Below are 5,796 nucleotides of genomic sequence, written 5' to 3'. Positions count from 1 at the left end.
GGCCTTCTTCTGCGTGGTCTTCTTGGCGGGGGCCTTCTTCGCCGGCGCCTTCTCGACGGGCTCCTCCGCGGCGGGCTCCTCCACGACGGTCGCCCCGCCGTCTCCGCGGCCGGCGAACCAGGTGAGCAGCACCTCGCGCGTCACCGCGGACTGGGCGCTCTTGACCTCCACGCCGATTCCGGCCATGGCGGCCAGGAACTCCTTGCTGGTCATGCCCACGGCCTTGGCCGCCGCGTGCGCGCGCATCTTCTCGGGAAGCGCATTGAGATCGTCGATGGTCAGGTTCGAATCCGACACGTGTCTCCTCTGGCCGGACTCCGGGCGCGATCACGTCACCGGGGATTCCGGTGACCCACGCCGCCGCACGGGGTCGGCATTTCTCTCTGGGCCCCACCTCGGGGTGGGGCTATGTCTTGTGTCCGCGATACCGGTTGTGATCCGGGCCGCGGGTGGCGGGCGCCCATCCCGGGGCGAACCGATGGTCCGTTCGCCCGGAAGGAGGGCTCCGGCCATTGTCCCACACCCGCGGGCGATCCGTCGCCGCGCGGCCGACGGAGGACGCAGAACACGCCCGCCGGTCCGGGGACCGACGGGCGTGCTGAGCGCGGTGTCTGCGGGGTTGGACCAGATCAGAGGGCGGGGAACCAGAGCGCGATCTCGCGCGCCGCGGACTCCTCGGAGTCCGAGCCGTGGACGAGGTTGAACTGGGTCTCAAGGCCGAAGTCGCCGCGGATCGAGCCCGGGGCGGCCTTCTCGACCGGGTCGGTGCCACCGGCGAGCTGGCGCCACGCGGCGATCGCGCGGGGCCCCTCGACGACGCCGGCCACGACCGGACCGGAGGTAATGAACTCGAGGAGGTCGCCGTAGAACGGGCGCTCGGAGTGCTCCGCGTAGTGCTCGGCCGCGGTCTCCTGCGGCACGTGGCGCATGTCCATGGCGACGAGCCTGAGGCCCTTCGCCTCGATTCGCGCCAGGATGGTCCCGGTGAGTCCGCGCTGGACGCCGTCGGGCTTGATGAGGAAGAAGGTTCTCTCGGTCACGGCGGTAATGCTACAAGCCCCCGACCGGAGCTAGTCGTGCTGGCTGGGCAGGTAGCCCCCGGCCATCCGCTGCCTCAGATCCCGTCGCAGGTACAAGATGTATCCCCACACCGCGGCAAAGAGGAGACCGCACACACCCATCGACCAGTGCACCGCCCAGCCCGCCACGGCCAGGCCCGCGAGGGTGAGATTCAGCGGGATCGCCCACGGGCGCCGCTGCAGACCGCTGGCCACGACCATCGCCACGGCGAGCAGGCTGACGAACCACACCTTCCAGGCCTGGAAATGGGCTCCGTCGTCGACCCGCGCGATCACCGTGAGCACCAGGCCGATCACGATCGCCTCGAGCACGAGCGTGCCGGCCATGATCCCGCGCAGGCCCTTCCACAGGTCCACGGAGGGTTCGTGCGCGCTGTCCAGCGGGCTTCTGACGGGGGTCGGGTCGGTCACTGCGCGTCCTTTCCGAACAGGTCCCGGGCGGCACCGGCGGTCACCACGGAGCCCGTGACGAGGACTCCGACGCCGGACACGTCGTCGTCGGCGGTGGGATCGGGGACCCCCACCAGGTCGAGCGCGGCACTCAGCGCCTCGGGGAGCGAGTCCACCACGTGGACCCGCTGGGCGGTGAACCGCTCCTCGGCGATGCGGGTGAGCTCGTCGAGGTCCATCGCCCGCGGCGACGCGGCGCGGGTGACCACGACCTCCTCCACCACCGGCTCCAGTGCGGCGAGGAAGGCGTCGGCGTCCTTGCCGTCGAGCATCGCGACCACGGCCACGAGCCGCTTGAAGTCGAACTCCGAGGTGATCGCCGCGGCCAGAGCCCGGCCACCGTGCCCGTTGTGCGCGGCGTCCACCAGCACGGTCGGGCTCGAGCTCAGGCGTTCGAGTCGGCCGGGACTGTCGACGGCGGCGAAGCCGGCGCGGATGAGCTCGGGATCCAGCGACCGCTCCGGCCCTGCCCCGAAGAACGCCTCGACCGCGGCGAGCGCGGTCGCCGCGTTCTCCGCCTGGTGCTCACCGAACAGCGGCAGGAAGACCTCCGGGTACTCGCCCCCCAGGCCGCGGAGGGTCAGCAACTGACCGCCCACCGCGAGCCGCCGGTCCACCACGTCGAACTCCGATCCCAGGCGGGCCACCACCGCACCCACCTCGACGGCCCGGCGCAGGAGGACCTCCATCGCCTCGGGTTCCTGACGGCCGATCACGGCGATCGGGTCGCGGGGCAGCAGCTCGTCCTCGGTTCCGGGTTGGATGATCCCCGCCTTCTCCCCCGCGATCGCCGCCAGGTCCTCTCCGAGGTAGTCGGTGTGGTCCAGGCCGACGGGGGTGACGACGGCGACGGCCGGCCGCACCACGTTGGTCGCGTCCCAGGTCCCGCCCATCCCGGTCTCCACGACGGCCACGTCCACCGGCGCGTCGGCGAACGCCGCGAACGCCATCGCGGTCAGCACCTCGAAGTAGCTCATGCGGGGCCCACCGCCGGATTCCGACCGCTGGTCCACCAGCTCGAGGTAGGGCTGCAGCTCGCGGTAGGTGTCCACGAACAGCCGCGCCGTCACCGGCTCGCCGTCGAGCGCGATCCGCTCGGTCACACTCTGCAGGTGGGGGCTGGTGTTGCGACCGGTGCGCTGGTGCAGCGCCCGCAGCAGCGCGTCGATCATCCGGGTGACGGAGGTCTTGCCGTTGGTCCCGGCGACGTGGACCACGGGATAGGTGTGCTGGGGGTCGCCGAGGATGGACGCGAGTTCGGCGATGCGGTCGAGGCTCGGTTCGAGCCTGGACTCCGGCCAGCGGGTGGCCAGCTCCTCCTCGACCGCGGCGAGCTCGGCGGTGTCGGCCTGCCACTCGGGGCTTCCGATCTCGGGGATCGGGCGCGGCGGCTGATGATCGTCGCCGTCCTCGTCCCCGGGGAGCGGTCCGCCCAGCGACACCCCGGCCACGAGGCCCTCCTCGCCGAGCATCTCGGCGACGTCCTCCTCCGTCGGGGTGTCCCACCCCTCCGCCGGGTCGTGCGGCGGGAGCCACTGACGGCCGGTCATGCCGGGTCCCCCGCGGCGGGCAACGCCTCGAGGCGGGCGGCGATCCTGGCGACCTCGGCCTCCGCCAGGTCGCGGCGTCCGCGGATCTTGTCCACCACGTGATCGGGGGCCTTGCCCAGGAACGCCTCGTTGCCCAGCTTGGCCCCGGTGGTCTCGAGCTCCTTGCGGGCGGCCGCGAGGTCCTTCTCCAGCCGCCGTCGCTCGGCGGCGAGGTCGATCGTCCCGGAGGTGTCGATCTCGACCCCCACCGTGGACAGCCCCAGACGGACCTCGAGCGAGGCGGTGGCGGTGAACCCGTCGCCGGCGGGGGTGAGCCTAGCGAGCGAGGCGACCTGGTCGAGCAGGTCGGCGGGCAGATCCGCGGCGTCGACCCCGGTGATGCGGGCGGGGACCCGCTGGCCGGGCTTGAGACCCTGATCCGAGCGGAAACGCCGGATCTCGGTGACGAGGGTCTGGGCGTCGCGCACCCGGCGGACGGGCTCGGCGGCGTCGGCGGACGGGACCACGTCGGAGGGCCAGTCGGCCACCACCACGGACTCCCGGCCGGTCAGGGCCGTCCACAGCACCTCCGTGACAAAGGGGATGACCGGGTGCAGCATCCGCAACACCACGTCGAGGACGTGACCCAGCACCAGTCGTGTGTGCTCGGCCCGCGCGGAGGCGCGGGACTCGTCGTCGTGACCGAACTGGACCTTCGCCAGCTCGAGGTACCAGTCACACACCTCGTCCCAGGCGAAGTGGTACAGGGCCTCGCAAGCCTTGGAGAACTCGTAGTTCTCCAGCGCGTCGTCGACCGACACGCGGACCTGGCCGAGCCGGTGGAGGATCCACCGGTCGGCGTCGGTGAGCGCGGACGGCTCGGGCAGCTCCCCCACCGTCGCGCCGTTCATCAGCGCGAAGCGGGTGGCGTTGAACAGCTTGGTGGCGAAGTTGCGGGAGGCCTGGGCGGCGTCGTCGCCGACCGACAGGTCGCCGCCGGGGTTGGCGCCGCGCGCGAGCGTGAACCGGAGCGCGTCGGCGCCGAAGCGGTCCACCCAGTCGAGCGGGTCGATGCCGTTGCCCTTGGACTTGGACATCTTCTGGCCGTGCTCGTCGCGGACCAGGCCGTGGAGGAACACGTCGGTGAAGGGGACCTTGCCGGGGGCGGCGTTCCCGCCGGTGAGGGTGCGGCCGACGAAGGTGCCGAACATCATCATCCGGGCCACCCAGAAGAACAGGATGTCGTAGCCGGTGACGAGCACGGACGTGGGGTAGAACCGCTCGATGTCGGCGGTCCGGTCGGGCCAGCCCATGGTGGAGAACGGCCACAGCCCGGAGGAGAACCACGTGTCCAGGACGTCGGTCTCCTGGGTGTACCCGGCGGGCGGCTGCTCGTCCGCCCCCACGCAGACCACCTCGCCGTCCGGCCCGTACCAGATGGGGATGCGGTGGCCCCACCACAGCTGGCGGGAGATGCACCAGTCGTGCATGTCGTCGACCCAGTCGAACCAGCGCGGCTCCTGGCTCTTCGGGTGGATCACGGTGTCACCGTCGCGCACCGCGTCGCCGGCCATCCGGGCCAGCTCCTCGACCCTGACCCACCACTGCAGCGAGAGCCGCGGCTCGATCGGCTCGCCCGAGCGCTCGGAGTGGCCGACCGAGTGCAGGTACGGGCGCACCTCCTTGACGATCCGGCCCTGCGCGGCGAGGTCCTCGCGGACCGCCCGACGCGCCTCGAACCGGTCCATCCCGTCGTAACGGGTGCCCGTGTCGGCGATGTGGCCGGTGGCGTCCATGATCGTGGGCATGTCGAGCCCGTGACGCTGGCCGATCGCGAAGTCGTTGGGGTCGTGCGCGGGCGTGACCTTGACGGCGCCGGTGCCGAACTCCGGGTCCACGTAGTCGTCGGCCACCACGCGCATGGTCCATCCCTCGCGGAACGGGTGCGGGATCTCGGCGCCCACCAGGTGGGCGTAGCGCCCGTCCTCGGGGTGCACCGCGATGGCGGTGTCGCCGAGCATCGTCTCGAGCCGCGTCGTGGCCACCACCAGGTGCGGCTCCGAGTCGTCCATGGAGCCGTAGCGGAAGCTCACCAGCTCGCCCTCGACGTCCGAGTACTTGACCTCGATGTCCGAGATCGCGGTCTGCAGGGTCGGCGACCAGTTGACCAACCGCTCGGCGCGGTAGATCAGGCCCTGGTCGTAGAGCTCCTTGAAGATGGTCTGAACGGCCCGGGACAGGCCCTCGTCCAGGGTGAATCGCTCGCGGGACCAGTCCACCCCGTCGCCGAGGCGCCGCATCTGCTCGCCGATGGTGCCGCCCGACTCGCGCTTCCACTCCCAGACCTTCTCGATGAAGGCCTCCCGGCCGATCTCGTGCCGGTCGATCCCCTCCGCGGCGAGCTTGCGGTCCACCAGGGTCTGGGTGGCGATGCCGGCGTGGTCCATCCCCGGCAGCCAGAGCACCTCGTACCCCTGCATCCGCTTGCGGCGGGTGAGGACGTCCATGAGCGTGTGGTCGAGCGCGTGTCCCATGTGCAGGCTGCCCGTGACGTTGGGCGGCGGCAGCACCACCGAGTACGCGGGCTTGTCGCTGGAGGGGTCGGCCTCGAAGTACCCGGCGTCCACCCAGCGCCGATACAGCTCGGCCTCGACCTCACCGGGATTCCATGAGGCGGGGAGGGAGTCCGCACGGTCGGTGTCGTGGCCGGGAGCAGCTGGAGTCGTCACCCGACCATC

4 protein-coding genes and 1 pseudogene are annotated in these 5,796 nt (G+C 71.5%); all 5 read right to left on the bottom strand.

Annotated features, from left to right (window positions below):
* Positions 1-297 (bottom strand): annotated as a pseudogene (locus B4M60_RS06680) (hypothetical protein); the annotation flags it as partial.
* Positions 298-629: 332 nt separating this feature from the next.
* Positions 630-1,040, bottom strand: a complete 411-nt coding sequence (ndk, locus tag B4M60_RS06675; protein WP_291081478.1) for a nucleoside-diphosphate kinase — start codon at positions 1,038-1,040, stop codon at positions 630-632.
* A 30-nt stretch (positions 1,041-1,070) separates the two neighbouring features.
* Positions 1,071-1,490, bottom strand: a complete 420-nt coding sequence (locus tag B4M60_RS06670; protein ID WP_291081476.1) for a DUF4233 domain-containing protein — start codon at positions 1,488-1,490, stop codon at positions 1,071-1,073.
* Complete coding sequence (gene folC, locus B4M60_RS06665; protein WP_291081474.1) at positions 1,487-3,079, bottom strand: bifunctional tetrahydrofolate synthase/dihydrofolate synthase; 1,593 nt, start codon at positions 3,077-3,079, stop codon at positions 1,487-1,489. The genes B4M60_RS06670 and folC overlap by 4 nt, the downstream gene beginning before the upstream one ends.
* Positions 3,076-5,787 (bottom strand): valine--tRNA ligase, encoded by a 2,712-nt coding sequence (locus B4M60_RS06660; RefSeq protein WP_291081472.1) that lies wholly within the window; start codon positions 5,785-5,787, stop codon positions 3,076-3,078. Before B4M60_RS06660 ends, folC begins: the two co-directional genes overlap by 4 nt.
* Positions 5,788-5,796 lie beyond the last annotated feature (9 nt).

It is taken from the genome of Dietzia sp. UBA5065, assembly GCA_002415925.1.
Taxonomy (GTDB): Bacteria; Actinomycetota; Actinomycetes; order Mycobacteriales; family Mycobacteriaceae; genus Dietzia.
This window is presented reverse-complemented; position numbering and strand designations above follow the sequence as displayed.